Source organism: Acinetobacter pengchengensis (assembly GCF_982235305.1).
In genome coordinates this window covers 946,955-972,286 of the sequence record NZ_CEVATJ010000001.1, presented here as the reverse complement: position 1 = coordinate 972,286, position 25,332 = coordinate 946,955, and the positions used below count along the sequence as shown (strand labels likewise).

Here is a 25,332-nt window from a genome sequence, read left to right as displayed (position 1 = left end):
CTTTTTCAGTTCTGTTTTAAAACCAAAAATCAAGCTTCATGGAGATGAGGATGAACGCAGTTAAATTATTGGTACTCCCTGTTTTGGCATCGGCTTTAGTGATGACAGGTTGTGCTAACCGAAAACCAACAACTGACTTACAAGCAGGTCAAACGCCAAACGGTGCAACGACAGTCAACACTCAAGGTTTGAGTGAAGATGCAGCTTTAAATGCGCAAAACCTTGCTGGTGCATCTGCCAAAGGTGTAACCGAAGCCAACAAAGCTTTCTTGGCAAAGCGTGTGGTACATTTTGACTACGACAGTAGCGAATTATCTAATGATGATTACCAGACTCTACAAGCGCATGCACAATTTTTAATGGCGAATGCTAACTCTAAAGTGGCGCTTACAGGTCACACCGATGAGCGAGGCACACGTGAATACAATATGGCTTTAGGCGAGCGTCGTGCCAAGGCGGTTGAAAGCTTTTTAATCACCAACGGCGTTAACGCAGGTCAGCTTGAAGCAGTGAGCTATGGTAAAGAAATGCCTGTTAACCCTGGACATGATGAAAATGCATGGAAAGAAAATCGTCGCGTAGAAATTAATTACGAAGCTGTTCCGCCATTATTGAAATAACCTTTTGCTGTGTTTTGGGAAAATACGTTTAGAACGTGTTCCTTAATACGAAAAAAGCGCTCTTTATTAGAAGGGCGCTTTTTTATGACCTAAAAAATAAAAGATGAATATTTTAAAAACTAATAAACATACGCAAAATTACAGCTTTGCTACAGTTATTCTGACTCGGCATCAGCTTTTGCAGTTTGCATAGATTCAATCAAATCATGCTTATTAAACTTTTTGTATTCAGGTTTAGACTCGTAATCCTTCCAAGCAGCTTTCATCTTGTCCTCAGAAATATCGTCTAAACTAATCCCTTCGCTTGGCGTTGGAGTCGCATCAAACTTTAACGTTGTCATATCTGTGCTCCTATCTCAAATTAAATCCTTTACATCAACATAGCACTTTCTGCAGGACTTGCAAGGGTAAAATCACAGCAAATAGTCGAGTTTAATTTTTCTTTTAACGCGTTCTCATCTAAACTATTGCAGCATATTGTTATCCTCATTTTTGCAGTCATTCGGAGTTTTCCAGTCATGTCATACCGCACCCTTTCCCAATTTTTACAACAACAAACTGGAAATCTAACACCCGAACTTGCTCAAGTAATTGAAACCATTGCTAATACTTGCAAGATAATTGACCAAACATTACAAAAAGGTGCCTTAGCGGGTGTATTAGGCAGTGCGCAAAATGAAAACGTACAAGGTGAAGAGCAAAAGAAATTAGATGTTATTTCAAATGATTATTTAATTGAAGCGTTACAAAAGCACCCAAATGTGGGTGGTTTGGCATCTGAAGAATTAGACGAATTCACCCCTGCTCAGGAAAATGGTCAATATTTAGTGTTATTTGACCCACTGGATGGTTCAAGCAACATCGACATCAATATGTGTGTGGGTACAATTTTCTCAATTTTACCTGCAAAAAATACCGTGACTCAGGCTGCAGACTTTATGCAAGCAGGTACACAACAAGTCGCTGCAGGTTATGTTCTTTATGGTCCATCTACCATGATGGCGCTCACTGTTGGTGCAGGTGTGGTGTTCTTTACCTTTGATCCGGAAAGCCAAGAATTTTTAGTGACTGCAGATAATATTCAAGTTGCAGCAGACACCAAAGAATACGCCATTAATGCATCTAACCAACGTCACTGGGAAGCGCCTGTAAAACGCTATATTGATGAACTTTTAGCTGGTAAAACTGGTCCGCGTGAAAAAGACTTTAACATGCGCTGGGTTGCATGTATGGTGGGGGATATTCACCGTATTCTTTGCCGTAGCGGAATTTTCATGTATCCGTACGATTTAAAAGACCCTAAAAAAGCAGGTCGTTTACGTTTAATGTATGAAGCCAACCCAATGAGCATGCTCATGGAGCAAGCATGCGGCGCGGCAACCACTGGTCGTGTGCGTATTTTAGATATCCAACCTACAGACCTGCATCAACGTGTGCCTGTCATTATTGGCTCAAAAAATGAAGTCGATTTGGTCAGCAGCTACCATCAATAATTTTTAACAACAGCAATCAGACATTTGCTGACTGCTGTGGATTTTATCGCATGCCTACGATTTTTTTAGAATCAAAAGATAACCCGAAAATTAAACACTTACGTGGTTTAATTGAACAAAATAACTATCGCAAAAAACAGGGACAAACGGTACTCGAAGGTACACATTTGTGTTTGGCATGGTTACATGAAAATAAAAAAATCAATTCGATTTTTACCACTGAACATGCACTGAGCCATCCTGACTATGAACGCATTTTGGCTAAATACACAGGCGTGGTCTTTGTCATTGGCGAATCTTTATATAAAGATTTAAGCACTTTAGGCACTTCCCTTGCCTGTTTAGCCATTGTCGATGTGCCAAGTTCAAGCCAAGCTTTAGACTTTAAAGCAGACACGCTGATTTTAGAAAATGTGCAAGATCCAGGTAATGTCGGCACCTTATTGCGCTCTGCAGCAGCAGCAGGTATTGAACAAATTATTTGTACCAAAGGTTCTGCCTCGCTTTGGTCACCACGGGTATTACGTGCAGGCATGGGTGCACACTTTAGCTTGCATACCTTTGAAAATATTGATCTTGAGGATGTCTTGGCACAATTCCAGATCCCTGTATATGTGACCAGTTCACACCGTGCAGAAAGCCTCTATTCCAAAAATCTGCGCAAAGCTTGCGTCTGGATTCTAGGCAATGAAGGTCAAGGCGTGTCCGACTATGCCTTACAGCATGCAGAAGCGGTAAGTATTCCACAACCGGGTGGACAGGAATCTTTGAATGTGGCAATTGCAGGTTCTATCTGTTTCTTTGAAATGGTACGCCAGCGTCTGTAAATGGTTAATTTATTTTAAAAAGACTAGCCCTGCAAAAAAAATAGATTAGACTGAAAATAATAACTTGCAATGTCAACCAAACCATTGTTTTTAGCGTTATAAAAGTATGATGTTAAAAATAATGGTGGGTATCCAATGACAGGATTTTCCATCTCTATGGATTTAAACCCGAAGTCGTCACATTCGGAAAATTTGAGTGCTGTTAAGAGTACGGCTGAGCAACGTCTGAAGAATTTCATGCAAGACGTAACGGGGCGTGCCTTAGTAATGATGGAAAGTGCAACGCAAGGACAGCACGGCATAGCAATGGATTTGGTGCAAGAAGCCTTTATTTCCTTGCATAAATCTTATGCCGACAAAGCCACAGATGAGTGGTATCCCCTGTTTTACACCATTTTAAATAACAAATTACAAGATTGGCGTCGTAAAGAAGCCCGCCGCGCTCAACCCTTTTCATTATTTAAAAAAGTCAGTTTAGATGATGATGATGTTGAACAACTCGATATTGTCGATGAGCAAGCACTCAATCCTGCAGAATTTTTAGATCAAGCTGTGACTGTAGAAGAAATTCAGGCAGCAATTGCGGGGCTTCCAGTTCGGCAACAACAAGCTTTTATGTTACGTGCTTGGGAAGGTTTTGATACGCAAACCACCGCGCAAATTATGAACTGCACTGAAGGCAGTGTAAAAACGCATTATCACCGTGCTATTCAAGCTTTACGCAACAGTTTGGCACATATGAATCCGTATCTAGGAGGATCATCAGAATGAAACAAGATGATTTCTTAAAACAAGTGACATCCAAACTTGATAGATTGGCTAGCCACCATCAAGACAAAGCCGCAGTCATGAACCATGTCTTGGACAATATTCAAGACAAGAAAACATCACGCTATGGGCTTTGGAAAATGTCAGGTTTTGCCTTGGCTGCAGCAATTGCAGGTTTTGTGGTCTTACCAAACTCAATGGAAATGACCACTCAGCCACAGAATCAGGCAGTGTCTGTTCCTAAACTTTCTCCACAAATGGTGGAAGATTTAGAAATGTTAATGGTATTGGGTGAGGACAAAGTTCCACATGGCAGCTAAACGAATTGTGATTGCGTGTTGTGCGCTCAGTTTTTTACAAACCAGTTTTGCAGGGTTTGAACGTTTTTGGATTTTTTCCAAAGATGCAGATACGCAAATTTCAGAAACTTGGGAAACCCTTTCTGAAGAAGAACAATTGGCATTAATTAAGCGCTATCAAAACTTAAAAGAAATTCCTGCTGAGAAAAGCGTGGCTTTACAGCAGCGGATGGATTGGTTTACTCAATTGCCTGATAGCGAAAAACAAAAAATGCGTGAAACTTGGCAAAAAATGAGTACACAGGAACGTCGTGAATTAGGACAACGCTTGCAACGAGCAACACCTGAAGAACGCCCCTTGATTCGTCAGGAATACATTCTTAAATATCAGCAGCCTGCAATGAGTCACTAATTTTTATCTCTTCATGGATAATCTAGAAAGTGCTTGAAGTCACCAATAACAAAAGCCTCATCTGTTTTACACGATGAGGCTTTTGAAATAACGACTCGGTAAATTATGATTTTCTTGGACGTTGACGATAAAATGCCAATCCGAGTAAACCCAATACCCCCCAGAAACCTAAGCTTCCTCCGCCACCACCACTAGCTTCATAATTGGTATTTTTCGCAGTGTTTTCTAAAGTAATGGTCGCTTCAGGCGATAATTCCAGTTCATGGTCGAAAATCGTGTATTTCAGCTCATAATCAAATGGGCTAAAGCTATTTCGTACTTGAACCTGAATATTGCCACCATAACAAATTTCACGTGCATAATCCCCAGGACAAGCCGCTTGACGATCTGCTGTAAGCACCACACCTGAAGGCACTTGCGTAAAACGAATTGCCAGTTCTTGTCCTGTACTATCTTTATAGAATGCAGGCTTATTGGTATTTTCTTTCAGAGTGCTGATAGAACCATCGCCTGCATCGCTATCATTCGATAATGGATTAAAACTCACTTTGAGGTCTGTGCCATATTCAAGTCGTACACGATCATCTTTTGCAATTGGGGCAATATTGCTAAATTTACCTTCAAGCAAGCCCGAAGAATGCAAATTGCTGTCTAATTTTGACCTAATGGTGTATTTGCAATACGCTGAATCGGTTGCTTCTGTGACTTTATCATTCAATCGATACATCACAATCCGTTGCAACTGTGCATCCCATTCACATTTTAATAGTGGGTCTTGGGTCAATTTATCTGTGCTAAATGTTGTACCTGAACCCGAAATTGCACCAATCCCCAATGCTTCAGTGCTAATGCTAAAGTTGTCAGAATTAAGCTGTCTTAACTGAACAAATTTCCCATCTGCAGTTGGTTCATCTTGCTTTAATGCCATCGCAAATGGATCAACATAAATGGCACGATATTGCTGCTTGGCTTTAGTATTGGCCAACAAATCTTGCATCGTTTTCAAATCAGCACGCGATTGAGAAACGACCGAAGACGCTGCGTCTTTACTTTGGTCTATCGCAGACTGAATACGGTCAATTTGTTGCTGATAATTAGCAAATAAACTTTCATAAGAGACATTACGCAAGCTTTGAATATCGGCTGCGTTTAAACGCATCACTTCTACCGAGCCAATTTCACAGGTATTTTTTGCATCAGGATTTAAAGTTAAAGTTGCATTACTCACTCGCGCCAAACCACGTTGTTCATAATCACTACAACCCATGCTGTTTACATCAATCAAATCTTGTGCAGGGTCTGAACCCAGTTTTGGATAATACAACGGCAGGAATAAATTATAAGCAGATGGTTCTTGCAACGGCTGCAAAACTTGATCAAAGCTAAGCCCTGTCAAATCCAAATTTTTGGCTCCGTCATAAGAATTATTTGCTGTTTCAGGTAAATCACACTGCCCTTGCTCTGTCGCTGATCCCATTGCGAATAAGGCATTACGAATCGAGTTGATGTTGCGCGCCTGCTCTAAGCTCGCAGGGAATGCATAACGACAAGATTTACCTTGGTTAAAGGCCAAGATATTAAAAGCGAGGACAATGCTTGGATAATTGTCATAAAACAAAGTACTCCATGCTTTATTTTCAACAATGGTATTACTTTGCAAATACACCTGTGACAAAGTGCTAAGGGAATGATTTGCCGTATTGCTCAAGTTAAAGATATGACCTTTACTTGCATCAGCTTGGTTTTGTGCAATCGTACTGGCGGTCAACTCAAGATCAGGTTGACCACAAAGATCAAAAGTACTAAGACTATTTGCAGCACCGTTTTTTACAATACTACTGCGGTCAATTTTCACCATAGAGCGTGTATTGACCAAGTTGGCACTACAATCCATTGCTAACACACTGCCTACTTTGGCTTGGTTCGCATGGATATAAGCATTTTCTAAATTGACTTGACGCTCCGCTTGATGAGCAACAACATAAATTGCGCCACCTTGTTCTGCATGTGAATTTTGAATCTCGACATTGTTCGCAGCCAATGGGCCTGCCACAAATAATGCGCCACCTTTGCCTGCATCTGCAGAGTTCGCATTACCACCGCCATTGGCATTCCCATTTTTTAGGATGACATCGTATAGTGCTACGCTGGCTTGGGTATCTGAAGTATTGATAATGCGGCTATTACCCTGTGCATTAATACTGGTTTTTAACGGTGCAATTGAAGGATAACGATGCGTAATTGGATCTACCTGGTTATAGTCAACCGCTGTCGCCCCATAAATACGCACCATAGATTGCGGGCGTAATTCTGAGTTTAAGATATATTCCCCAGCCTGCAACTGAATCATATCTGTTACACCACGGTTGGTATTGCCTGCGCTACAACCACCAAACGCAATATTCTGCTTGGCCGCAACCAAAGCTTCACGTAATGAACATTTGCTTAAGTCTTCACCATTTTGATCTTCAAAGGTCGTCACCTGAATCATAGAATTATCTGCTGCCATGAGCGACATTGCAGACATCACCATTATCCCTAATAGTGTTTTTTTATTATTTTTCATATTCATCCTTTATGCTTTTCTACGGCGTAAACCCAACAAGCCCAATAACGCCATTAATCCATAAGCCCCCCATGCACCGCCAGAAACATTTATTTTATCGCTTTCCATACGATTTTCATGTTCTTGAATAACTTGGACTTTCACCTCCATATAAGGTGTCGTGCTGTTAAAACGTGTAGTGCTGGTGACTAATTTAATTTTAAAGACATCTGCACCATGCCAAGCAGAATCTGGGGTATATACCAAATTACCCAGCTCATCTACAGTCAATTTTCCTTTAGAGCGTGTATCAAGTTGCTCAATTTGCACACAGCCTGCTTGCCATGCTTGGCCTGTCGGATTATTTGGATAAACTTGATCACAAAACTCTTTAGGCACCAAATCACTATCACCCAACAAATCACCCACCGACATCTTAGCAATTTGACCTGCCAAAATATTTTGACCAATGAGGCTCATAGTTTCAGGAACCACCACCTCAATTGCCCCACGATCACATAAGGTAATATCTGACTGACGGTTTTTACCGCGTTGATCTGAAGCAGTACAACCTACCACTTTATGATCCGCCAGTTGTAATTGCCCACGGTTTAACACCACAGAATCTTTCAGGCTGTTGTAACTGAGCAATACACGTGGGCGCATGAAGCCTAAGAATGAGTTTTCAGGAACTTGATATGGACAAAACAATGCCGTTTTATCTTGACTGAGGGTTTGGCATGCACCTTCAAGCAGATTACCAGCAAGTACCGAATTTGCAGTCCATACAGTATTTGGATAGTTGCTATCGCCTGCTCCACAGCCTGCACCGACTAAATTATTTTGTAATCTTGTTGCATCTGAACCTGCTTGCACACAGTTCGCTGCAGTACTCACACTGACAGGATGCGGATTGCCTAAAATCACACTATTCGCAATATAGGCTTTACCTAGAGGTGCATTGAGATACACACCACGACTGTTACCAATCAAGCTAATGTTATTGACACCAATATCATCCAACACATTCATGACATAGCCTTCATTTGCAGTAAAAGTACTGCTCACGATCATATTCCCCATGCTAGGAAAGGCTTTGATTTCTTCCTCTGCCAAACTTGTTGCAGAATAGAGATTGGCTGAAGTGGTCGATGTAGTCTTGTTACCTTTAAATACTGAAGTTGTAATCACAAAGCGCGGAAATTGCGTATAAATGACGCCACCTTCCTGCGCTTGGTTGGCTTCAAGCAAGCTATTTTTGATCTCAATAAAACCTGCAGGAATCTTTTCGCCAGTCACTTGTGCAGGGTTATAAATTGCCCCACCTTGATTGGCTAGCCCCTTACTCAATTTTACATAATCTAAAATTAAATGTTCGTTATTATAAATCAGACCACCTTGTTGCTGACGACAGCGTTCCTCACCGCAACCCTGTAAAGTTAATTCTTTTAAAGAAACTTTTAAGAAACGATCCTTGCTGTCTTCAATGTGGAAAATTCGCTCATTACCGCGCATTTGAATCGTGGCGTTATTTAAACCTGGAGCAGTTTTATCATTCAGACTACTGTCATAGGTTGTTTTAATTTCAAGATTTTCTGTAATTTTAATTTGAGTATCAATTTGATAGACGGCTTTCTTTTCTAATAAAATCACACTTGAGGCATATTTGCCGCCACAGCCCAAATAGCCTTCTTCAGGCATGCCTAAATTAATATACTCGATGGCTTCACGCAAAGAACATTGTTGATCATCTGCTTTGGTGTCAGAAGTGGTGGTGACAATGATATTACTACTATATGCATGACCTGCGATAAACAGCATACCAATGCCAATGCTCTGCTTGAGCATAAGCGAACTCCTTGTAATTTTCTTTGTTTTTTTTCTTCTTTAGTTGCAAATTCCCTGCAACTTCGAATTATTTTCCGTGTAATTTGGCATAACTTGCTCAAATTCTCAAGCAATTTTAATCTTTACCGATATTCGTCAATTAAAGCATAAATCTGACGCAGGTTTGCGCCACTTAATTTCGTTTTCTCTCCTTTAAGTAATTGCACCAACTGCTCAAGGCTTTGCAGCAAAATCGAGGTCTGCTGTGGACCGTGCAACAATAAATAATCGATAATTTGCGGATCGATAATAATACTGCGACGCTCTAACACGGAACTCACTAAAGCTTGTCGATCTGCATACAAACTGCCTGAAGGCACTTTGACACTCACTGCCTGCGTCAAACGTGATTGTAAATCGGGCAATTCGAGCTTTAATTCAATGGGTGCAAAACGTGATGAAAACACCAACTGACCACCAACTTCATTGCTGTAATTGATTAAGTGAAACACCGCACGTTGCCAATGCGGGACACCACTAATCGCCTCAATATCATCTAACGCGACCAAATCATAACGATCTAAAGAGGTAATCGCTTCAGTGGGGGCATCCAATAATTCAAGTAAAGATACTTTAATGGCAGATTTTCCAATTTCTAAATAGGAATCGCAAATCGCGGACAATAAATGACTTTTGCCTGTGCCCGCACCACCATAAACATAAAAGCGATTAACCAATCCTGCATGAAGCTGTCGAACTGCATCAATCACATGCCCCCAACCTGGCCCAGAAAAATCACTGATCCGTGCATCTAATTGAGGCTCGATATCTAACTGCAGTTGGCGCATAGAATTGTAATCACCTAGTAGTTTTGCTGATCTGAAGGTTTTATCTTACTTGAGTTTTCAGTCTGTTGCTGTGAATTTGCGGACGGAGGATCAAGCTCAATATCAATATGAACTTGTGCTGTATCAATACTGATGTCACCCGACATTGCATCTTCAGACACCACCACAGGCTGTCCATACAAGTAGCTTTTTTCGTAATAATCACGCAAATGACGCAGCAACACCACAATCACCGCAGCCACAGGTAAAGCAATCAACATACCCATGAATCCAGCCAGTTGTGCACCCGCTAAAACTGCAAACACCACTGCGACTGGAGAAAGTCCGATTTTATCACCCAATAAAAATGGCTGTAGAATATAGCCTTCCACTGCCTGTCCAATCATAAAGACCACGAAGACTAAAACCAATTGCATCCAGTCAATGCCAAATTGTAAGAAAGTGGCAATGATTGCTGCAACAATCCCTACAGCAAAACCTAAATACGGAATAATACTGGCAAGTCCGGCAATCATTCCAATAATTAAGCCGACTTCTAAACCAATCAGTTGCAATCCAGTCGCATAAACCACGCCCAACAAGATCATCACCAAAAACTGACCTTTAACGAAAGCACCTAGAACACTGTGACATTCTTGTACCACAGCCAAAGTACTTTGCTCATAAGGACGCGGAATTAAGCGACGTAGACTGTCCAGCATACGCTGCCAGTCGAGTAGGAAATAGAAAGCAATAATTGGAATCAGCACCACGGTGCCACCAATTTGAATAAAATTCAAACCAGACTGTGCGACACGCAATAACATGGCTTGAATACTATCAGCGCTATAATTGGTTTGCACATAATCCATGACTATACTGCTCATGTGCGTAGTATCAATTTCCATTTCTTCAATATTGAAAGTAGCCGATACCCACGGCAAGAAGGTCGAATTGATCCAATTAATACCAACAGGAATGCTGTCACGTGCAATAATCAACTGTTTCCAAACCAAAGGAATGATGTACCAAACAGCCAAGGTCAGCGCGATGCCAATCCCAATAAAAACTAAACTGATAGACAGCCAACGTGGCAAACCGACTTTGCAAAATTGTTCAACCAATGGGCTAAATAAATAAGCCATGAAAAATGCAACGACAAAAGGAATGACAACTGGTTTTAATAAGTACAGCACCCAAAGGAGCAGAACTATCCCAGACAGGATAAAAATGCGACGTAAGGTACGATCGACCATAGAAATTCGCCTTTTTTCAGTTTATTCGTTATAGAAGTTAAAATATTTGAATAAAGATAGCATTTTAGCGCATAAATAACATAAGAGTTTCGTATATTCAGGTATAATCGTCCCGCGAATGCGGAGACTTCATTATGAGCAACTCAACTTCTAACCCAACCACTGGTTTAAGCTATAAAGATGCTGGTGTCGATATTGAAGCGGGCGACGCGTTAGTCGATCGTATCAAATCTGTCGCTAAACGCACGACTCGTCCTGAAGTGATGGGTGGATTAGGCGGCTTTGGCGCACTTTGTAAAATTCCGAAAGGTTATGAAGAACCTGTGCTCGTATCTGGCACAGACGGTGTAGGAACTAAATTACGTTTAGCGTTGAACCTAAACCGCCATGACACAATTGGTCAAGATTTGGTGGCAATGTGTGTAAATGACTTGCTGGTGTGCGGTGCTGAACCTTTATTCTTCTTAGACTACTATGCAACAGGTCACTTAAATGTAGACGTTGCAGCCAATGTTGTAACAGGAATTGGTAAAGGCTGTGAGCTTGCAGGCTGTGCGCTTGTTGGTGGTGAAACTGCAGAAATGCCAGGCATGTATGAAGGTGAGGATTACGATCTTGCAGGCTTCTGTGTGGGCGTGGTTGAGCAAAGCAAAATTATTGATGGCTCTAAAGTAAAAGCTGGCGACGTTCTAATTGGTGTAGCATCTTCAGGTGCACACTCAAATGGTTACTCTTTACTTCGTAAAATTTTAGACGTAAAAAATGTTGATTTAACTCAACTGGTTGATGGTCGTCCACTGGCTGACGTTGCGATGGAACCAACTCGCATTTATGTTAAATCGATGCTTGAACTGTGTAAACAAGTTGATGTACATGCTATGGCGCACATTACAGGTGGCGGTTTACCAGGTAACTTACCACGTGTATTGCCAAATGGTGCGCAAGCAGTGATTGACGAATCATCTTGGGAATGGCCAGAACTGTTCAAATTATTACAACGTGAAGGCGGTGTAGAACAGTTTGAAATGTATCGTACCTTTAACTGTGGTGTTGGTATGGTTGTCGCTGTAGATGCCAACGATGCAGACAAAACAGTAGAGCTCCTCAACAGCCTTGGCGAAAAAGCGTGGGTGATGGGTCGTATTCAAGATAACGCTGAATCTGTTGAAGGCGCAGATGAAAAAATTCGCGTAATTTTTGCATGATTTGACTCAGATGATCAAAATAGCTGTCCTCGTTTCAGGCAGCGGAAGTAACTTACAAGCCCTGATAGATGCCAATCTTTCAGGGCAAATTGTTGGGGTTATTTCCAATAAGCCTGATGCCTATGCTTTACAACGCGCTCAACAAGCAGGGATTCAAACTGCCGTGATTGAGCACAAACAATATCCGAATCGTGAATTATTTGATGACGTCATGCATCAACAATTACTTGATTGGGATGTTGATTTGGTAGTGCTTGCGGGCTTTATGCGTATTTTAAGTGCCCAATTTGTACAAGCTTGGGAAGGTAAAATGCTCAACATTCATCCTTCACTCTTGCCGCATTATAAAGGCATGCACACTCATCAACGTGTGCTCAATACTGGCGATACCTTACATGGCTGTACTGTGCATTATGTTACTGCTGAATTAGATGCAGGTCAGGCACTTGCACAAGGTGTGTTGCAAGTAAATATCCATGATGATGCCGAAAGCTTGGCGAACCGTGTGCATGTGTTGGAGCATTTGATTTATCCGCAAGTGGTTGAATGGATTTGTAACGGAACCATTCAGCACACTGCGCAAGGCGTGAAGTACCGCCAGCAACTGATACAACAACCTGTGCAGTTTTGCCATTTTTAAATATTCTTTAGTATATAGCTTTTGATATATACGAAAAAAAACGCCTGTTGATCAGGCGTTTTTATGCTCTATCCATTTGTTCAGACTGAATCAAACAGAAGTAGTTTTGCTCTGCTGTGCCTGAATCAAATCTTTAATCAGCTGCACCGTAGCTTCAGGCTTTTCTAAAGGGAACATATGTCCTCCCTCAACCACCTGATAAACAATGTTGAATTTCTTGGCGGCAATTTGTGGGAAACCTGCTTTTAAGAACGGCCCTTGTTTTGCAATTATCAATTCTGTCGGCACTTGCAATTGTGCTTGCGGCAACCACCAAAGCGATGGATTGGTTCTAAAAATATTAACTTCGTCCATTTTTGGAATCGTCAATTGTACTCCGCCTCGCACATGATCATCTGTCAAAGCATGCTCGATATAAGCCTGAAAACAGTCGGCATCAAAATCTTGATAAAAACCTTTCGGACGCAGTAAGTTTGCTGCTTGCTCACGACTTTCCCAATGATCACGACGGCGCAAAGACAAAGACGCAGGCGACAGTTGATCTACTGCTTTAAGCTTAAACATTTTAGCAAAATGTAAAAACACTGATGCTTTGCCCATAATTAAAGGTGGATCGAGCATGATCACCTGTTCAAATAATTCAGGGCGTTGTAACGAGGCTTTAAAAGACAAAACTGCACCTAAAGAATGCCCCAATGCAATTACTTTACGCCCCTGTGCTTGACGTACAATACTATCAATCACTTGTTGGGTTAAGCTATGCCAATGATTATCAATAGGATAACGCTTATCTGGCCCCAACATAGGGACATAAATCACATCGTAGTCATCTTTGAGTAAATCAAACAGTTTTTGATAAACCTTCGATGGCACGCCATTGGCATGCGCAAAATGTATAAGTGGTTTCATTGTAATTTCGCGTTTTGTTCAGTCTGAATGTATTGAGATAAAGAAGTGGCAAAACCCTCTCCCACTGCTGCACCCATACGACCTAACACAGAGTCTAAAGGATTGTATTCAATGGTATAGTTCACTGTTTTATCTAGGTTTAGATCACGCTTCAGGCTATTTAAACTGCCCACCTTATCGGCAATGCCTAAAGTCACAGCTTGCTCACCTGTCCAGAACAGACCTGAGAAAATCGCAGGGTCTTTTGATTTCAGTTTTGCACCACGTCCGTCTTTCACTGCTTGAATAAAGTGACCATGCACATTATCCAATACGGCTTGCACGTGTTTTCTCTGTGCAGGATCAACCGGTTGTGTCATGGACAATAAAGCTTTATTTTCACCTGAAGTCATGGTGCGATCTTCTACACCCATCTTCTGCATTAAACCGCTCAGACCATAATTTGGCATAATTACGCCAATTGAACCCACCAAACTTGATGGATTGACAATAATTTCATCTGCAGCGGAAGCAATGTAATACGCACCAGAAGCACCAGTATCACCAATCACAGCATAGAGTTTCTTACCCTGATGCTGCTTTTTCAAATATTGAATTTCTTGCCAGATTTCATCGGACTGCACAGGTGAGCCACCCGGAGAATTAATATTTAGCACCACCGCCTGACTGTTGCTATTTTCATAGGCCTTTTTCAGTGACTTTATGGTGTCATTACTATTCACACTTTGCTTGTCAGATGCAATTGTTCCGACAATATCCACCACCGCGATATGTGGACCCGCTGCCGATGTATTCGTGGTCGTTGTACTGCACCCTTTGCCCATAATCACCAACAGTAAAAACACATAAGCAAAAGTTAAAAACTTAAAGAAAATTCCCCAACGACGTGCACGACGTTGTTCTTCAACTGAAGCCAAAACAGCTTTTTCTAATAGTTTCCACTCATTGCCTGTTGGCTGCTGGGCTTGTGGAGATATTTGATGTGATTCATTTTGTGGTTTTGGTGGCCAATCGGACATGAAACGATCCAAAAAATAGTAAATTTGCTCCATTATATACACGGAATTGGCAAAAACTGTCTAAAGCCTGTATTTTCTCCTATAATATTTTATATCTTTATCTTTTCTATCCATTGATGCTGTCGTTATGACTCAACCCGCACCAACAACGGCTTTATCGCGCTTGCTGAATTTTGTCAGTCGACAACCTCTAACTGTTGCGCGTTTTTTTGCAAAATCTTTAGCTTTTTTGGTCAATACACTGCATTTGAGTAAGACCTCTCAAACCATTGACCTTAATCTACAAATTGCACTTCCTGAGCTGAATTCGCAACAACGCGAACAAATTACCCAACAAGCAATTCGTAACGAACTGACCTCTTACTTTGAGTTTTTTCATATTTGGGGATCAAGCAATCAAAAAAATATTCAAAGAATTCATCAGGTACATGGTTTAGAACTATTACAAGAAGCACTGGCTGCGCAAAAGGGTTTGGTCTTGATTGTGCCGCATTTTGGCACTTGGGAAATTATGAATACATGGATCGCTCAATATACGCAAATGACCATCATGTATAAACCTGTAAAAAATCCAGCGGCTGATGATTTTGTGCGCCAAGCACGGAGTCGTGAACAGGCACATTTGGTTCCGACAGATGAATCTGGGGTACGTCAAATTTTTAAAGCACTTAAACAAGGCGGAACCACTGTCATTTTGCCAGACCATACCCCAAATGTAGGTGGTGAGATGATTCCTTTTTTTGGTATTCCGTTGGAATCGAGTAATTTAAGCGCCAAACTGATTCAGAAAACCAAAGCAAAGGCCTTGTTCTTATATGCGTTAAGAAATACAGATCAAGGCTTTGATATGTATATCGAAGCGGTAGATGAACAGATATATCAGTGTGATGCCAATGCAGGAACAGCGATCATTCACAATGCCATCGAAAACTTGATCCGTCGTTATCCTGCGCATTATCACTGGAGTTATAAACGCTACAAAGCCCATCCAGATTTACGCGGGGTCTATCATAAACCTGTACAAGAAGCTTTGGCTGACGTGCAGGCTATACGCACTCAAGTACATAACGTACATAACCTAGCTAACGCTGCAACCACAACTTCTGCTGCCGATACGGCTGTATAAGCATACGCTGTTGTGCATCTACAGAAAAACGTACGCTGCCCTGTTGTATGGTGTTGATGAAAGGTATATTTAGCGCAGCCAAGCGTTGCTGCACTAAAGGACTAGGATGTCCATAACGATTATCAAAACCCGCAGATGCCACGGCTAATTTAGGTTTAAAATGTGCTAAAAAATCGTAGGCAGAGCTGTGCTTACTCCCATGATGCCCCAAAATTAACACATCCACTTTTAAATCAGGGTATTGCTGCAATAACTGATATTCAGTTGCCCAACCTGCATCGCCCATCACTAAAAAATGCTGATAAGGCTGTGCGGATGGCACTGAAATATACAGTACACATGACAACTCATTTTGTTGATGTGCGGCATAGGGTAATTGACTCAATTTGGGAGATAAAACCTGTATCTGTACCTGATGCGGTAAAGACCACTGCTGCCCTTGCTGACACAAATCGAATTTGGTCTTTGCACTCACATCTACTGCCTGATTGGCAAAGACATGCTGAATCTTGATTTCATTTTGTAGATAAGGAAATGCTCCGCTGTGGTCTTGGTCTAAATGGCTTAAAACCACCTGATCCAGTTGCTTGATACCATTTACCGCTAAAAATGGGCGTAAAATTTGCTGTCCTATACTAAACTTACTTTCATTATAAGAACCACCCACATCAATCATCATGTTGTAATGACCTGAACGTAAAAACAGCGCTTGCCCCTGCCCTACATCCAGTACAGTCAATTCAAATGGTTGCCGTTGGCTATCTACCACAACTAGTGGAACAAAACACAAGATAGCCCAAGTTTTAGGTAATACCGCTCGTGGTAAAAATAGCAGAAATAAGCCTAGACACAGACAGCCATATACCGCTAAAGACATCGACAAAGTGTGTAAGCGTGGTGCAAAAATCGTTTCCATCCCCTGAAAAATCAAGCTTAATAAAGCCAAGACCAGATCATTTAATTGGAACAGCATTGAAGCCAAGGGTTCAAAAATAAAAAAACAAATTCCTGCCAAAATATCTAAAGGCACAATCAGCATACCAATCAATGGAATTGCAATAATATTGCTCAGCGGTGCAATCCACGCCACTTGTTTAAAAAACACAATCACCAAAGGAAATAAGGCAATAAAAATTTTCCATTGCGATTCGATTAGAATTTTGCTGGCATGTTTCAGTTGCTGCACACGATTCAGGTCTATGCGTGGTTGCGCACCCAAGCTCTGATAAATACGCAGCAGAATAAAACACGCACCATACGACAGCCAAAAAGCAGCAGACAGCACACTTAAAGGATCAAACCATAGCAATAAGGCAGCACTATAGATCAGCAAGGCAAAGCCTTGAAGCTTCTGCTTCATCACCAACATTGCTGTAACTAGACTGCACATGAGCAAGGTTCTTAAAGCAGGAATTTCAAAACCGACAAAGGCTGTATACAGCAATACACAACTTAAAAATGGCAACAGCAACAAGTATTGTTTAGGCATCCACAAATACCAATGCGGACGGTAATGGCTAATCAGCTGATGCAACGCCCAACAGAGCATGCCTGCAAAAATCAGCACATGCGGTCCTGAAATTGCCAATAAGTGACTAATTCCAAAACGCTGAAACTGCGCTTCGGTTTCTGCATCTAATAAGCTTTTGTCTCCTGTGAGTAATGCAAGAATTAAACCTTGATGCTGCAAAGGTTGCTGCTGAATAAACGCTCGAATTTGATAACGCTGCTGTTCAATCCATAAACGAAATTTTGCCCATAGCGTCTGTTGGGCACGCCAATGTTGTGTAAAGCCCATGGCATAGATTTGTTCTGACGGGATGGGCTGAACCTGCTCCACCCGAAAACCACTCATGATATTTTGTTGTAAATACCATCGCTCTACATCAAATGCACCTGCTGTGGCATAACTATGTGGAGGGCGGATTTTTCCACTTAATTTGTAATAGTGTCCAAGTTCTAAATTTTGCCCATGATCTACTTGAGTCTGAGCTAAAGTCGCTAACCATGTCACGGTTTGAGGATGTCGGTTTAACACTTCAACCGCTTGTGAAATGCCGTTGTCATTGAGTTGATTTAACTGTCTGACATAAACTACAACTTCGGTAAATTCAGGTTTTTGCTCGCGCCATTGTAAACGCTGCTGCATCTGCGTATCGGCATAGATCAAACCGAGAGCAAAACTCAAAACACCTGCTACACCAACATTCAAGCATTTCCAATAAATTGAAGATATGCGAGCTTGCAACAAATACTGCGCGACGGCACAGCATAGAACTAGTAAAACCATTGCGCTAGGCATGGCAGTCAGAAGATCTATTGGAAAAGAAGAAGAACGTATTCCGACACAGGCGATCCCAATCACCCAAGCCAATCCCATCAATTGCAGCATGAATATTAGACTTATTATTTTTATTAACATGTATCATAAAGCCCACCGAAGTGGGCTTCAACAAAACAATCTTATTCCAGCAATTGCTATTGTAAACGCAGTCAATTTTGCATGTGTTTACAAACTACGCTGCCACTAAGCATCTACCCAAATACCATCTTGCATGTGCAATATTGTATCGGCAGATTTTGCCAACTCCTCATCATGGGTCACAATCAGCATGGCCATGTTAAATTCACTGCGTAATTCACGCAGCAATTCAAAAATTTTAACTGCAGTTTTACGGTCCAAGTTTCCAGTCGGTTCATCGGCAAGCATGAGTGCGGGTTTCGCTACCAACGCACGTGCCAATGCGACTCGCTGACGTTCTCCCCCAGAAAGCTCACCTGGTTTGTGGGTTAAACGATGCGATAAACCGACACGCTCAAGCAGATACTCAGCCTGTGCCTTCACTTCTTTATAATTTGTGCCCGTACGTAACATTAACGGCATCGCGACATTTTCAAGCGCACTAAACTCAGGCAATAAATGGTGAAACTGATAAACAAAACCGAGGTATTGATTACGCAAATAACCACGCTCAGCTTCGCCTAATTTGTCAAAACGCTGCCCATTTAAAAATACTTCGCCTGTACTTGGGCGGTCTAAGCCACCCAAAACATGCAACAAGGTACTTTTACCCGAACCACTTGCTCCAACAATCGATACAAACTGTCCTTGCTGAACTTGTAAATCTAAACCTCGAATCACTTCAACAGTGGTTTTGCCATCGGTAAAGTGTTTAGAAACTTGCTTGGCTTCCAGAACAATATTACTCATAACGCAATGCCTCTGCTGGTTGAATTTTCGCGGCACGTAACGCAGGGTAAATGGTCGCCAAAAAACTTAAAATTAACGACAAGCTCACAATCACCACCACATCTTGCCATCTTAAATATGAAGGTAAGTAGTTGATAAAGTAAGCATCAAATAAATTTAGCCCTAATGCATTGTTCAACCATGCAATAAAACCACTAATACTGGACGCAAAAATAATTCCCAAAATTGCACCTGAAACTGTACCAATAACCCCAATGACCGTACCTTGCACCATAAAAATTTTGGTAATCGTGCTTGGTGATGCGCCCAAGGTTCTTAAAATCGCAATATCTGATTTTTTATCGGTCACGACCATCACCAAAGACGACACAATATTAAATGCAGCCACCAAAACAATCAGGAATAACAATAGGCTCACCATCGCCTTTTCCATTTGGATGGCGCTAAACAAGTTGCCGTGAGTATACGTCCAGTCTGAAGCATAAAAGTTAGCAGGTAACTCTTGCACAATATCTCGAGATACTTGTGGTGCAGCAAAAATATCATCCAGTTTTAGACGTACACCTTGCGCACCATCGGGTAAACGCAGCAAAGTCGAAGCATCATTCAGGGCGATATATCCCATCATTGAATCAACTTCTGCACCAATACTAAAAATACCAACTACTTTAAAGCGTTTAAAACGCGGTACAACTCCTGCAGGTGATGGCGTCGCTTCAGGTAAAACCAAGGTGATGCTGTCATTTAAGCCCAACCCCAAGGCATCGGTCATTTGTTTACCCAAAACAATACCAAATTCGCCCTTTTTCAGATTGTCGATACTGCCTGCAACCATGTGGTTTTGAATAATCGATACTTTCTTTTCGTATTCGGGTTCAATTCCCGTGACCATAATGCCCGACACTTGCCCTTGTGCGGTCAACATGCCTTGCAATTGCGTGAATGGCGCAGCACCAACAACATGCTTATGTTGCTCAACTTTCGTTGCAAGTTCTGGCCAATTTGTTAAAATTTGCGTTGATGAAACAGTGGCTTGAGGTATCATACCCAAGACACGATTTTTTAATTCGCGATCAAAACCATTCATCACCGAAAGTACGGTAATGAGGACGGCAACACCCAAAGTTAGACCGATCATCGAAACTAAGGCAATAAAAGAAATAAAGTGGTTACTGCGCCGAGCACGCGTATATCTCAACCCTATATATAGCGAGATTGGTTTAAACATACCATCAAAGTCCGAGGTAATACATTATGGAAAATTTACAGCATCAAAGCGTCGCGTCTGAACGTCGTGTCATGTCACGAATTGATGCTGCGCTGAGAATCAATTACCAGATCATTTCTGACGATGTTGCGCTGAACGACCCTTACGATGCTAATTTTGTTTTACCGCGTTATTTTCTACTACTTGCAGAATTAGATCAATTTGATCATGCATTAAACTACGAATTAGAACAATTAACTGAAAAAGATCAACAAATTGCTCGAATCTTATCCTTATTCAACCAAAAATTAAACCTTATTACAGGGTCTTTATATGATGCAATTGTACAAAGCATGTTACCTATCCCTGAACAGGTCAATTTTTCAGAAAGTGGTTTAAGTTTTTATAGTGTACATGAATTAAACACTGGCAGTTATATTCATGTCACGATCAGCCATCCTGAAAACTTTTTTCACATCGCTGCAACCGCGCAAGTGGTTTATAGCCGTGAAGAAGAAAATGGGCAGTATCGTACCGGGGCATATTTTATTACTTTACACCCACAAGACCGCGTCAAACTTGCAGAAGCCGTTGCTATAAAACAAGCGTAATCTAGATAGAATCAAACTATTCAGCTCGCTTGCGCATGTGAAATCACATGGATAACAACATCTTTGCATCACGTTAAGGTGGTGTTTTGATTTTTTGTGCCAATGTCCGACTCGCTTTAAGATCACGATAAAAATACAGCACCAAGCCTAACAATAAAACCAAAGCGCCCACAAAGACCATGACCGACAAAGCCTCTTGATTTAGTAGCGCACCAATCAACAAGGCAATCATCGGCGTCATCACGGTGGTTAAAGATAAAGTGGTCGCCTGAATATTCTGTACCAATTTAAAATAACAGAACATCGCAATCAAAGAAGCCATGATCACGGTATAGAGCAAAGCTGCGATAGATTTAAGACTTGGCAAGCTAGTCGGCACATATGACCAAATAAATGGCACAATACATAAAGCCGCAATGGTCGACACCAAAATTGAGCCAGTTGCCTGTGCTACAGGTTCAACCTGTGTATTGACTTTTTTCACCCAGAAAATAGACATGGTGTAGGTCAGTACACTAAACAACATTAAAATAATACCCAGAGGGTGCACGTGCTGAGTTTCGCCGCCAAAGCAGATAATACCAAGCCCCAAAATGGACACTGTCATCCCGATCCATTGAATACGTGCCAAATGCAACTGAAACACAAAACGACCAATCAACCCCGCCATAATAGGAGTTAGACCAAACATCAGGGCGATAATACCTGAACTTAAATAAGCGGTGGCAATGTAGGTGAAAATTTGCGACCCAATCAAACTAAATGAACCTGCCAAATAACTATGCCACGCTTGTAGATGATTTGGAAATTTCACTTTTAACAGCAGCAGTAAAATAATAGCTAAAGGCAAAGCAATGAAAAAACGCAGCACCAAAGCCCAAAGCATGTGTAAATCTGACACGCTCCAAACAATTGCTAAAGGCGTCGTTGCCCAAATGAAAACCAATAAGGCATAAGTCATCATAATATTGGTTTTAGAAGGCATACACGACTCGTATTAAACGGTTTTACGTTTTTGCTTTTGAATGGTTTGGTCTAAGCTACTTGAAAATTCGCGTTTATCACGTTCTGAAATAGGCGCTGGCCCGCCTGTTTGTACGCCTGCGCCACGCAACGTATCCATAAAATCACGCAAATGCAGACGCGCTTTCACATTGGCAACTGTATAAATTTCACCACGCGGATGAATCGCAATTCCACCCTTTTCAATCACTTGTGCTGCCAATGGAATATCCTGCGTGATCACAATATCGTGTTCCTTCATGCGATCTACAATTTCCTGATCAGCAGCATCGGCACCATGCATGACTTGAATAGAGTTAATCCGTACCGAAGGCGTAATCCCCACGGATTGATTGGCAACAAAAGTGACTTCAAGTTGATAACGATCTGAAGCACGTAAAATGACTTCTCTTAGAATTTTAGGCAATGCATCAGCATCAACCCAAAGTTTAAATGGCAGCACTGTGCAACCCTGATAATAATATGCGACTAGTGTATCAAACTCATTAAATTGCAGTATGTTTAAAATGCTCAGAATTGCATGTTAAAGTGTAGATGAATGTGATTTTGTTTCTGCTGTATCGCTATGCACAACTTGTGCAAATGCAATGGCAAAACATGAAATTTTAGCCAAAGACTTGAAAAATCGAAATAACCCTCGATCTAAGAGTAAACAAAAGAACCTAACATCTCAAAGTGCTTATGAACAATCAGAATAGACCAGAAATCATCCACATTGAAGATCAGAACTTCGGCAGCCATGTTGAACATTGGAATTTACTCACGGATGAACCCTGCACCGAAGTTCCAAAATGGTTAGGGCTGGCTCTAGATGCACCAATTATGCCAATGGGTTTATGCCGTCATGAAGCAGAAATGGATCAAAGCACCTGGCTAATTCAAGGCCCAAGCAAACAATCTATTCAATTGACGCAAGTGATTGCAGTTGAAAATAACAAACCGCAAGCTGTAAAAACTGCCTTCCCTTGTTTTGAAAGCCCTTACAAAGTTGAAGCTAAAATTGAACGTATCATTAGTTGCAAATCTAATACTCAAGCGGTGCTTCGACTCAATTTAGGTAACAATAGCATTGTCTATGCTTTTGATAGTTTATACAGTGTCAACCATCAACATTACCAAAAAGATCAAAGCTATTGGATGAACTTAAACGCATGGGCGTATGAACTAGAAGCTGTCACTGAAGGTGAGCAATTGGTAGTCGATGATCCTGCTTCAATTAAACATCACCGTGCGCTGAATGATATTTTAGCGGCCAATGATGGTGTTGCTCCTGCCAACCTGCAAGAACAAATTGATGCATGGCAACCTAAGTCTGAAGATGATAAAGCACCCGTAACGGTGGATTTTTCTAAAATGGTCGCATATTTATACGGTGAAAATATCGGTCAGGAAGATGAAGCATGGTTTCAAGGCAATGTTGTTGGTAAAACCAGTTTTGAATTCATGAACCAAGCCTATTCCGTTTATGATGTCACCCTAATTCATGATGAAAATCAGCCTGCGATTTTAATTCGTCTTGCAACTAGAAATCCTGCGCATCAAAACTTTGAAATTGGACAATACATTCGTGGCAACATTTGGATACAAGCCAACATTCATAATATAAAACAGTAGTTTATAAAAAAATATTAAAAATGCTATCAAACGAATAAACTTATATTCACCCCCCTCATCCTAACCTTCTCCCTAGGGAGAAGGAACTTTCAACACTTATTTTACTGATGGCTTATGATCAGTTTTTTGTTTATGAAACACGACTATTGATATTGTGGATATATTGATGGTTATTTAAGCATTTTAAATTCAAAAAACGCAGTTACCCACAGTTTTAAATTTATTATAAATTCAAAATCAGCCATATTTTAAATCGAATATGTGGATAAGTTTTTAAAAACTAAACATCTCAGCCCAATACCGTAGATAATCTGAAAGCCTTGAATGGCGCAGATTTTGAAAATCAGCACAAAATTAATTTATTATTGCTTGATATTATATTTAAAATAAAATTAGTACTTTATTTAATCAATTTTTTATGCTAAAAATATAGCCTTATTTAAATATTTAACGATAAATAGATCATCGGAAAATAATATCTATGAAAATCGTGCAAGAAGAAAACTTACAACATGTTGAACATCAACTTGAACAACGCTATCAGCTCGAGCCGATGTCTTGTCTATTTTTTGCATTAGGCATGCTGCTCTCCGCCTACGGCTTACACTATTTTGTGTTCTGAGTTTTACTCATTCGCAAGCCTCTATGTCGTCTCACCGATTTCTATAAAAAACCCAGCTAATTCAGCTGGGTTTTTGCTTTCACTACTTTCGATTAACCGTGACGTTTTGCAAAGTCATCCATAAAGTTAACCAAAGCTTGTACGCCTTCTAATGGCACTGCATTATAAATACTTGCGCGCATACCGCCTACAGAACGGTGGCCTGCCAAGTTCAACAAACGATTGTCCTCAGCTTCTTGCAAGAATAGTTTTTCCAGTGCAGCATCAGCCAAAGTAAACGGAACGTTCATAATTGAACGGTTTGCGCTATAAATTGGATTCGCGTAGAAATCGCTTGAATCGATATAACCGTATAACAGTTTCGCTTTATCTAGGTTAGCTTGATGAATCGCATCTACACCACCATTTTGCAATAACCACTCAAATACTAAACCAGACAAATACCATGCATAAGTTGCAGGCGTATTCACCATTGAATCGTTTTTCGCCTGTGCTGAATATTTCAAAATGCTTGGAATTTCAGGCTTGGCTTGATCAAGTAAATCTTCGCGTACAATCACGATGGTTAAGCCTGCTGGGCCAATATTTTTTTGCGCACCTGCATAAATCAGACCAAATTTAGAGACATCTAAAGGCGCAGATAAAATGCTTGACGAGAAATCACATACCAACGGCTTGTCCGTTTCAGGAATATTGGCAAACTGTAAACCACCAATGGTTTCATTATCTGCATAATGCACATAGGCAGCATCGCGAGATAAGTTCCATTGGCTTTGTTCACTAATGGCATGCTTACCTTCAATCTGAATACCTGCTTCAACGACATGAATATCGCCATAGCGCTGTGCTTCTTTTAAAGCTTTTTCAGACCAAATACCAGTATGAATATAATCTGCCTTATTGTTTTTACCCAATAAATTCAATGGAATTGCAGAAAATTGTAGCGATGCACCACCTTGCAAGAACAATACTTTGTAATTATCAGGAATATTCATTAAAGTGCGTAAATCTGCTTCTGCCTTTTCTGCAACTGCCACATAGTCTTTGCTACGATGGCTCATTTCCATAATGGAAAGTCCCTTGCCATGCCAATCTAGCATTTCAGCTTGGGCTTTTTCTAAAACGGCTGTAGGTAATGCAGCAGGACCAGCACAGAAATTGTACGCGCGCATGATTTTTCCTTATCTATGTGAAACACAATAAAATGATGGCATTTAACCACATCTTGACCTGACTTGCATAAAATTATTTCAATGCCAAGTGGCAGATGC

25 protein-coding genes are annotated in these 25,332 nt (G+C 40.9%); 12 read left to right on the top strand and 13 right to left on the bottom strand.

Features of this window, described 5'->3' with window-relative positions:
* Positions 1-50 precede the first annotated feature (50 nt).
* Positions 51-620, top strand: a complete 570-nt coding sequence (pal, locus tag AC0T5Z_RS04710; protein WP_291335388.1) for a peptidoglycan-associated lipoprotein Pal — start codon at positions 51-53, stop codon at positions 618-620.
* Between the two features lie 155 nt (positions 621-775).
* Here the strand turns inward: pal and AC0T5Z_RS04705 are convergent, their stop codons facing one another.
* Positions 776-961: an NF038105 family protein gene (locus AC0T5Z_RS04705; protein WP_004971800.1), complete on the bottom strand. Its 186-nt coding sequence runs from the start codon at positions 959-961 to the stop codon at positions 776-778.
* Between the two features lie 177 nt (positions 962-1,138).
* Here AC0T5Z_RS04705 and AC0T5Z_RS04700 point away from each other — a divergent pair, with 177 nt between their 5' ends.
* The 5 genes from AC0T5Z_RS04700 to AC0T5Z_RS04680 all read left to right on the top strand — a co-directional run bounded on the left by AC0T5Z_RS04700 (position 1,139) and on the right by AC0T5Z_RS04680 (position 4,419).
* Complete coding sequence (locus AC0T5Z_RS04700; protein WP_291335391.1) at positions 1,139-2,113, top strand: class 1 fructose-bisphosphatase; 975 nt, start codon at positions 1,139-1,141, stop codon at positions 2,111-2,113.
* A 50-nt stretch (positions 2,114-2,163) separates the two neighbouring features.
* Positions 2,164-2,940 carry a TrmH family RNA methyltransferase gene (locus tag AC0T5Z_RS04695; protein WP_291335393.1) on the top strand — a complete coding sequence of 259 codons (777 nt, stop codon included), beginning with the start codon at positions 2,164-2,166 and terminating at the stop codon, positions 2,938-2,940.
* A gap of 156 nt (positions 2,941-3,096) precedes the next feature.
* Complete coding sequence (locus AC0T5Z_RS04690; RefSeq protein ID WP_236162309.1) at positions 3,097-3,711, top strand: RNA polymerase sigma factor; 615 nt, start codon at positions 3,097-3,099, stop codon at positions 3,709-3,711.
* A complete protein-coding gene (locus AC0T5Z_RS04685; protein ID WP_291335395.1) occupies positions 3,708-4,028 on the top strand; it encodes a hypothetical protein in 321 nt (106 codons plus the stop codon). The genes AC0T5Z_RS04690 and AC0T5Z_RS04685 overlap by 4 nt, the downstream gene beginning before the upstream one ends.
* Entirely contained in the window at positions 4,018-4,419 is a 402-nt protein-coding gene (locus AC0T5Z_RS04680) for a DUF3106 domain-containing protein (RefSeq protein WP_236162184.1), read from the top strand. The genes AC0T5Z_RS04685 and AC0T5Z_RS04680 overlap by 11 nt, the downstream gene beginning before the upstream one ends.
* Before the next feature lie 103 nt (positions 4,420-4,522).
* On the opposite strand, the gene AC0T5Z_RS04675 is transcribed toward AC0T5Z_RS04680, so the two are convergent.
* The 4 genes from AC0T5Z_RS04675 to cxpE form a co-directional block, all read right to left on the bottom strand.
* Positions 4,523-6,985, bottom strand: coding sequence for a CSLREA domain-containing protein (locus tag AC0T5Z_RS04675; RefSeq protein ID WP_435336768.1), 2,463 nt, complete (start codon positions 6,983-6,985; stop codon positions 4,523-4,525).
* A 9-nt stretch (positions 6,986-6,994) separates the two neighbouring features.
* Positions 6,995-8,812, bottom strand: a complete 1,818-nt coding sequence (gene rbtA, locus AC0T5Z_RS04670) for a rhombotarget A (RefSeq protein WP_435336767.1) — start codon at positions 8,810-8,812, stop codon at positions 6,995-6,997.
* Positions 8,813-8,934: 122 nt separating this feature from the next.
* Positions 8,935-9,639 carry a DnaA regulatory inactivator Hda gene (locus tag AC0T5Z_RS04665; RefSeq protein WP_435336766.1) on the bottom strand — a complete coding sequence of 235 codons (705 nt, stop codon included), beginning with the start codon at positions 9,637-9,639 and terminating at the stop codon, positions 8,935-8,937.
* A 14-nt stretch (positions 9,640-9,653) separates the two neighbouring features.
* Positions 9,654-10,874 (bottom strand): chloramphenicol efflux transporter CxpE, encoded by a 1,221-nt coding sequence (gene cxpE / locus AC0T5Z_RS04660; RefSeq protein ID WP_435336765.1) that lies wholly within the window; start codon positions 10,872-10,874, stop codon positions 9,654-9,656.
* Positions 10,875-11,008: 134 nt separating this feature from the next.
* Between cxpE and purM the strand changes: the two genes are divergently transcribed.
* Both purM and purN read left to right on the top strand, forming a co-directional pair.
* On the top strand, positions 11,009-12,079 hold the full coding sequence (gene purM, locus AC0T5Z_RS04655; protein WP_291335404.1) for a phosphoribosylformylglycinamidine cyclo-ligase: 1,071 nt from the start codon (positions 11,009-11,011) through the stop codon (positions 12,077-12,079).
* 10 nt (positions 12,080-12,089) lie between these two features.
* A complete protein-coding gene (purN, locus tag AC0T5Z_RS04650; protein ID WP_435336764.1) occupies positions 12,090-12,719 on the top strand; it encodes a phosphoribosylglycinamide formyltransferase in 630 nt (209 codons plus the stop codon).
* Between the two features lie 90 nt (positions 12,720-12,809).
* Here the strand turns inward: purN and AC0T5Z_RS04645 are convergent, their stop codons facing one another.
* Together AC0T5Z_RS04645 and sppA are read right to left on the bottom strand one after the other, a co-directional pair.
* Positions 12,810-13,628: an alpha/beta fold hydrolase gene (locus tag AC0T5Z_RS04645; protein WP_435336763.1), complete on the bottom strand. Its 819-nt coding sequence runs from the start codon at positions 13,626-13,628 to the stop codon at positions 12,810-12,812.
* Positions 13,625-14,647 (bottom strand): signal peptide peptidase SppA, encoded by a 1,023-nt coding sequence (gene sppA, locus AC0T5Z_RS04640; RefSeq protein WP_317097473.1) that lies wholly within the window; start codon positions 14,645-14,647, stop codon positions 13,625-13,627. Before sppA ends, AC0T5Z_RS04645 begins: the two co-directional genes overlap by 4 nt.
* 127 nt (positions 14,648-14,774) lie before the next feature.
* Between sppA and AC0T5Z_RS04635 the strand changes: the two genes are divergently transcribed.
* Positions 14,775-15,773: a lysophospholipid acyltransferase family protein gene (locus AC0T5Z_RS04635; protein WP_435336762.1), complete on the top strand. Its 999-nt coding sequence runs from the start codon at positions 14,775-14,777 to the stop codon at positions 15,771-15,773.
* Here AC0T5Z_RS04635 and AC0T5Z_RS04630 read toward each other — a convergent pair.
* From AC0T5Z_RS04630 to AC0T5Z_RS04620, 3 genes are all read right to left on the bottom strand, one after another.
* On the bottom strand, positions 15,730-18,165 hold the full coding sequence (locus tag AC0T5Z_RS04630; RefSeq protein ID WP_317097471.1) for a DNA internalization-related competence protein ComEC/Rec2: 2,436 nt from the start codon (positions 18,163-18,165) through the stop codon (positions 15,730-15,732). The two genes, AC0T5Z_RS04635 and AC0T5Z_RS04630, sit on opposite strands and share 44 nt — an antisense overlap.
* Positions 18,166-18,300: 135 nt before the next feature.
* The gene (gene lolD, locus AC0T5Z_RS04625) at positions 18,301-18,984 is read right to left on the bottom strand and encodes a lipoprotein-releasing ABC transporter ATP-binding protein LolD (protein WP_291335415.1); all 684 of its coding nucleotides are present in this window, start codon (positions 18,982-18,984) and stop codon (positions 18,301-18,303) included.
* Complete coding sequence (locus AC0T5Z_RS04620; RefSeq protein WP_026438219.1) at positions 18,977-20,212, bottom strand: lipoprotein-releasing ABC transporter permease subunit; 1,236 nt, start codon at positions 20,210-20,212, stop codon at positions 18,977-18,979. The genes lolD and AC0T5Z_RS04620 overlap by 8 nt, the downstream gene beginning before the upstream one ends.
* Positions 20,213-20,238: 26 nt before the next feature.
* Here AC0T5Z_RS04620 and AC0T5Z_RS04615 point away from each other — a divergent pair, with 26 nt between their 5' ends.
* The gene (locus AC0T5Z_RS04615; protein ID WP_291335418.1) at positions 20,239-20,802 is read left to right on the top strand and encodes a PilZ domain-containing protein; all 564 of its coding nucleotides are present in this window, start codon (positions 20,239-20,241) and stop codon (positions 20,800-20,802) included.
* Between the two features lie 73 nt (positions 20,803-20,875).
* Here the strand turns inward: AC0T5Z_RS04615 and AC0T5Z_RS04610 are convergent, their stop codons facing one another.
* Positions 20,876-21,787 (bottom strand): DMT family transporter, encoded by a 912-nt coding sequence (locus tag AC0T5Z_RS04610; protein WP_291335420.1) that lies wholly within the window; start codon positions 21,785-21,787, stop codon positions 20,876-20,878.
* A 12-nt stretch (positions 21,788-21,799) separates the two neighbouring features.
* A complete protein-coding gene (locus AC0T5Z_RS04605) occupies positions 21,800-22,267 on the bottom strand; it encodes a YaiI/YqxD family protein (protein ID WP_291335422.1) in 468 nt (155 codons plus the stop codon).
* Positions 22,268-22,506: 239 nt separating this feature from the next.
* Between AC0T5Z_RS04605 and AC0T5Z_RS04600 the strand changes: the two genes are divergently transcribed.
* The gene (locus AC0T5Z_RS04600) at positions 22,507-23,439 is read left to right on the top strand and encodes a hypothetical protein (protein WP_291335423.1); all 933 of its coding nucleotides are present in this window, start codon (positions 22,507-22,509) and stop codon (positions 23,437-23,439) included.
* 481 nt (positions 23,440-23,920) lie between these two features.
* Positions 23,921-24,061: a hypothetical protein gene (locus AC0T5Z_RS04595; RefSeq protein WP_435336761.1), complete on the top strand. Its 141-nt coding sequence runs from the start codon at positions 23,921-23,923 to the stop codon at positions 24,059-24,061.
* Between the two features lie 92 nt (positions 24,062-24,153).
* On the opposite strand, the gene serC is transcribed toward AC0T5Z_RS04595, so the two are convergent.
* Entirely contained in the window at positions 24,154-25,233 is a 1,080-nt protein-coding gene (gene serC / locus AC0T5Z_RS04590) for a 3-phosphoserine/phosphohydroxythreonine transaminase (protein ID WP_291335426.1), read from the bottom strand.
* Between the last annotated feature and the right edge of the window lie 99 nt (positions 25,234-25,332).

Bases quoted from the DNA above. Each gene is read 5' to 3' on its own strand.
- pal (WP_291335388.1), top strand. From the start codon at position 51: ATGAACGCAGTTAAATTATTGGTACTCCCTGTTTTGGCATCGGCTTTA.
- AC0T5Z_RS04705 (WP_004971800.1), bottom strand. From the start codon at position 961: ATGACAACGTTAAAGTTTGATGCGACTCCAACGCCAAGCGAAGGGATT.
- AC0T5Z_RS04700 (WP_291335391.1), top strand. From the start codon at position 1,139: ATGTCATACCGCACCCTTTCCCAATTTTTACAACAACAAACTGGAAAT.
- AC0T5Z_RS04695 (WP_291335393.1), top strand. From the start codon at position 2,164: ATGCCTACGATTTTTTTAGAATCAAAAGATAACCCGAAAATTAAACAC.
- AC0T5Z_RS04690 (WP_236162309.1), top strand. From the start codon at position 3,097: ATGGATTTAAACCCGAAGTCGTCACATTCGGAAAATTTGAGTGCTGTT.
- AC0T5Z_RS04685 (WP_291335395.1), top strand. From the start codon at position 3,708: ATGAAACAAGATGATTTCTTAAAACAAGTGACATCCAAACTTGATAGA.
- AC0T5Z_RS04680 (WP_236162184.1), top strand. From the start codon at position 4,018: ATGGCAGCTAAACGAATTGTGATTGCGTGTTGTGCGCTCAGTTTTTTA.
- AC0T5Z_RS04675 (WP_435336768.1), bottom strand. From the start codon at position 6,985: ATGAAAAATAATAAAAAAACACTATTAGGGATAATGGTGATGTCTGCA.
- rbtA (WP_435336767.1), bottom strand. From the start codon at position 8,812: ATGCTCAAGCAGAGCATTGGCATTGGTATGCTGTTTATCGCAGGTCAT.
- AC0T5Z_RS04665 (WP_435336766.1), bottom strand. From the start codon at position 9,639: ATGCGCCAACTGCAGTTAGATATCGAGCCTCAATTAGATGCACGGATC.
- cxpE (WP_435336765.1), bottom strand. From the start codon at position 10,874: ATGGTCGATCGTACCTTACGTCGCATTTTTATCCTGTCTGGGATAGTT.
- purM (WP_291335404.1), top strand. From the start codon at position 11,009: ATGAGCAACTCAACTTCTAACCCAACCACTGGTTTAAGCTATAAAGAT.
- purN (WP_435336764.1), top strand. From the start codon at position 12,090: ATGATCAAAATAGCTGTCCTCGTTTCAGGCAGCGGAAGTAACTTACAA.
- AC0T5Z_RS04645 (WP_435336763.1), bottom strand. From the start codon at position 13,628: ATGAAACCACTTATACATTTTGCGCATGCCAATGGCGTGCCATCGAAG.
- sppA (WP_317097473.1), bottom strand. From the start codon at position 14,647: ATGTCCGATTGGCCACCAAAACCACAAAATGAATCACATCAAATATCT.
- AC0T5Z_RS04635 (WP_435336762.1), top strand. From the start codon at position 14,775: ATGACTCAACCCGCACCAACAACGGCTTTATCGCGCTTGCTGAATTTT.
- AC0T5Z_RS04630 (WP_317097471.1), bottom strand. From the start codon at position 18,165: ATGCTGCAATTGATGGGATTGGCTTGGGTGATTGGGATCGCCTGTGTC.
- lolD (WP_291335415.1), bottom strand. From the start codon at position 18,984: ATGAGTAATATTGTTCTGGAAGCCAAGCAAGTTTCTAAACACTTTACC.
- AC0T5Z_RS04620 (WP_026438219.1), bottom strand. From the start codon at position 20,212: ATGTTTAAACCAATCTCGCTATATATAGGGTTGAGATATACGCGTGCT.
- AC0T5Z_RS04615 (WP_291335418.1), top strand. From the start codon at position 20,239: ATGGAAAATTTACAGCATCAAAGCGTCGCGTCTGAACGTCGTGTCATG.
- AC0T5Z_RS04610 (WP_291335420.1), bottom strand. From the start codon at position 21,787: ATGCCTTCTAAAACCAATATTATGATGACTTATGCCTTATTGGTTTTC.
- AC0T5Z_RS04600 (WP_291335423.1), top strand. From the start codon at position 22,507: ATGAACAATCAGAATAGACCAGAAATCATCCACATTGAAGATCAGAAC.
- AC0T5Z_RS04595 (WP_435336761.1), top strand. From the start codon at position 23,921: ATGAAAATCGTGCAAGAAGAAAACTTACAACATGTTGAACATCAACTT.
- serC (WP_291335426.1), bottom strand. From the start codon at position 25,233: ATGCGCGCGTACAATTTCTGTGCTGGTCCTGCTGCATTACCTACAGCC.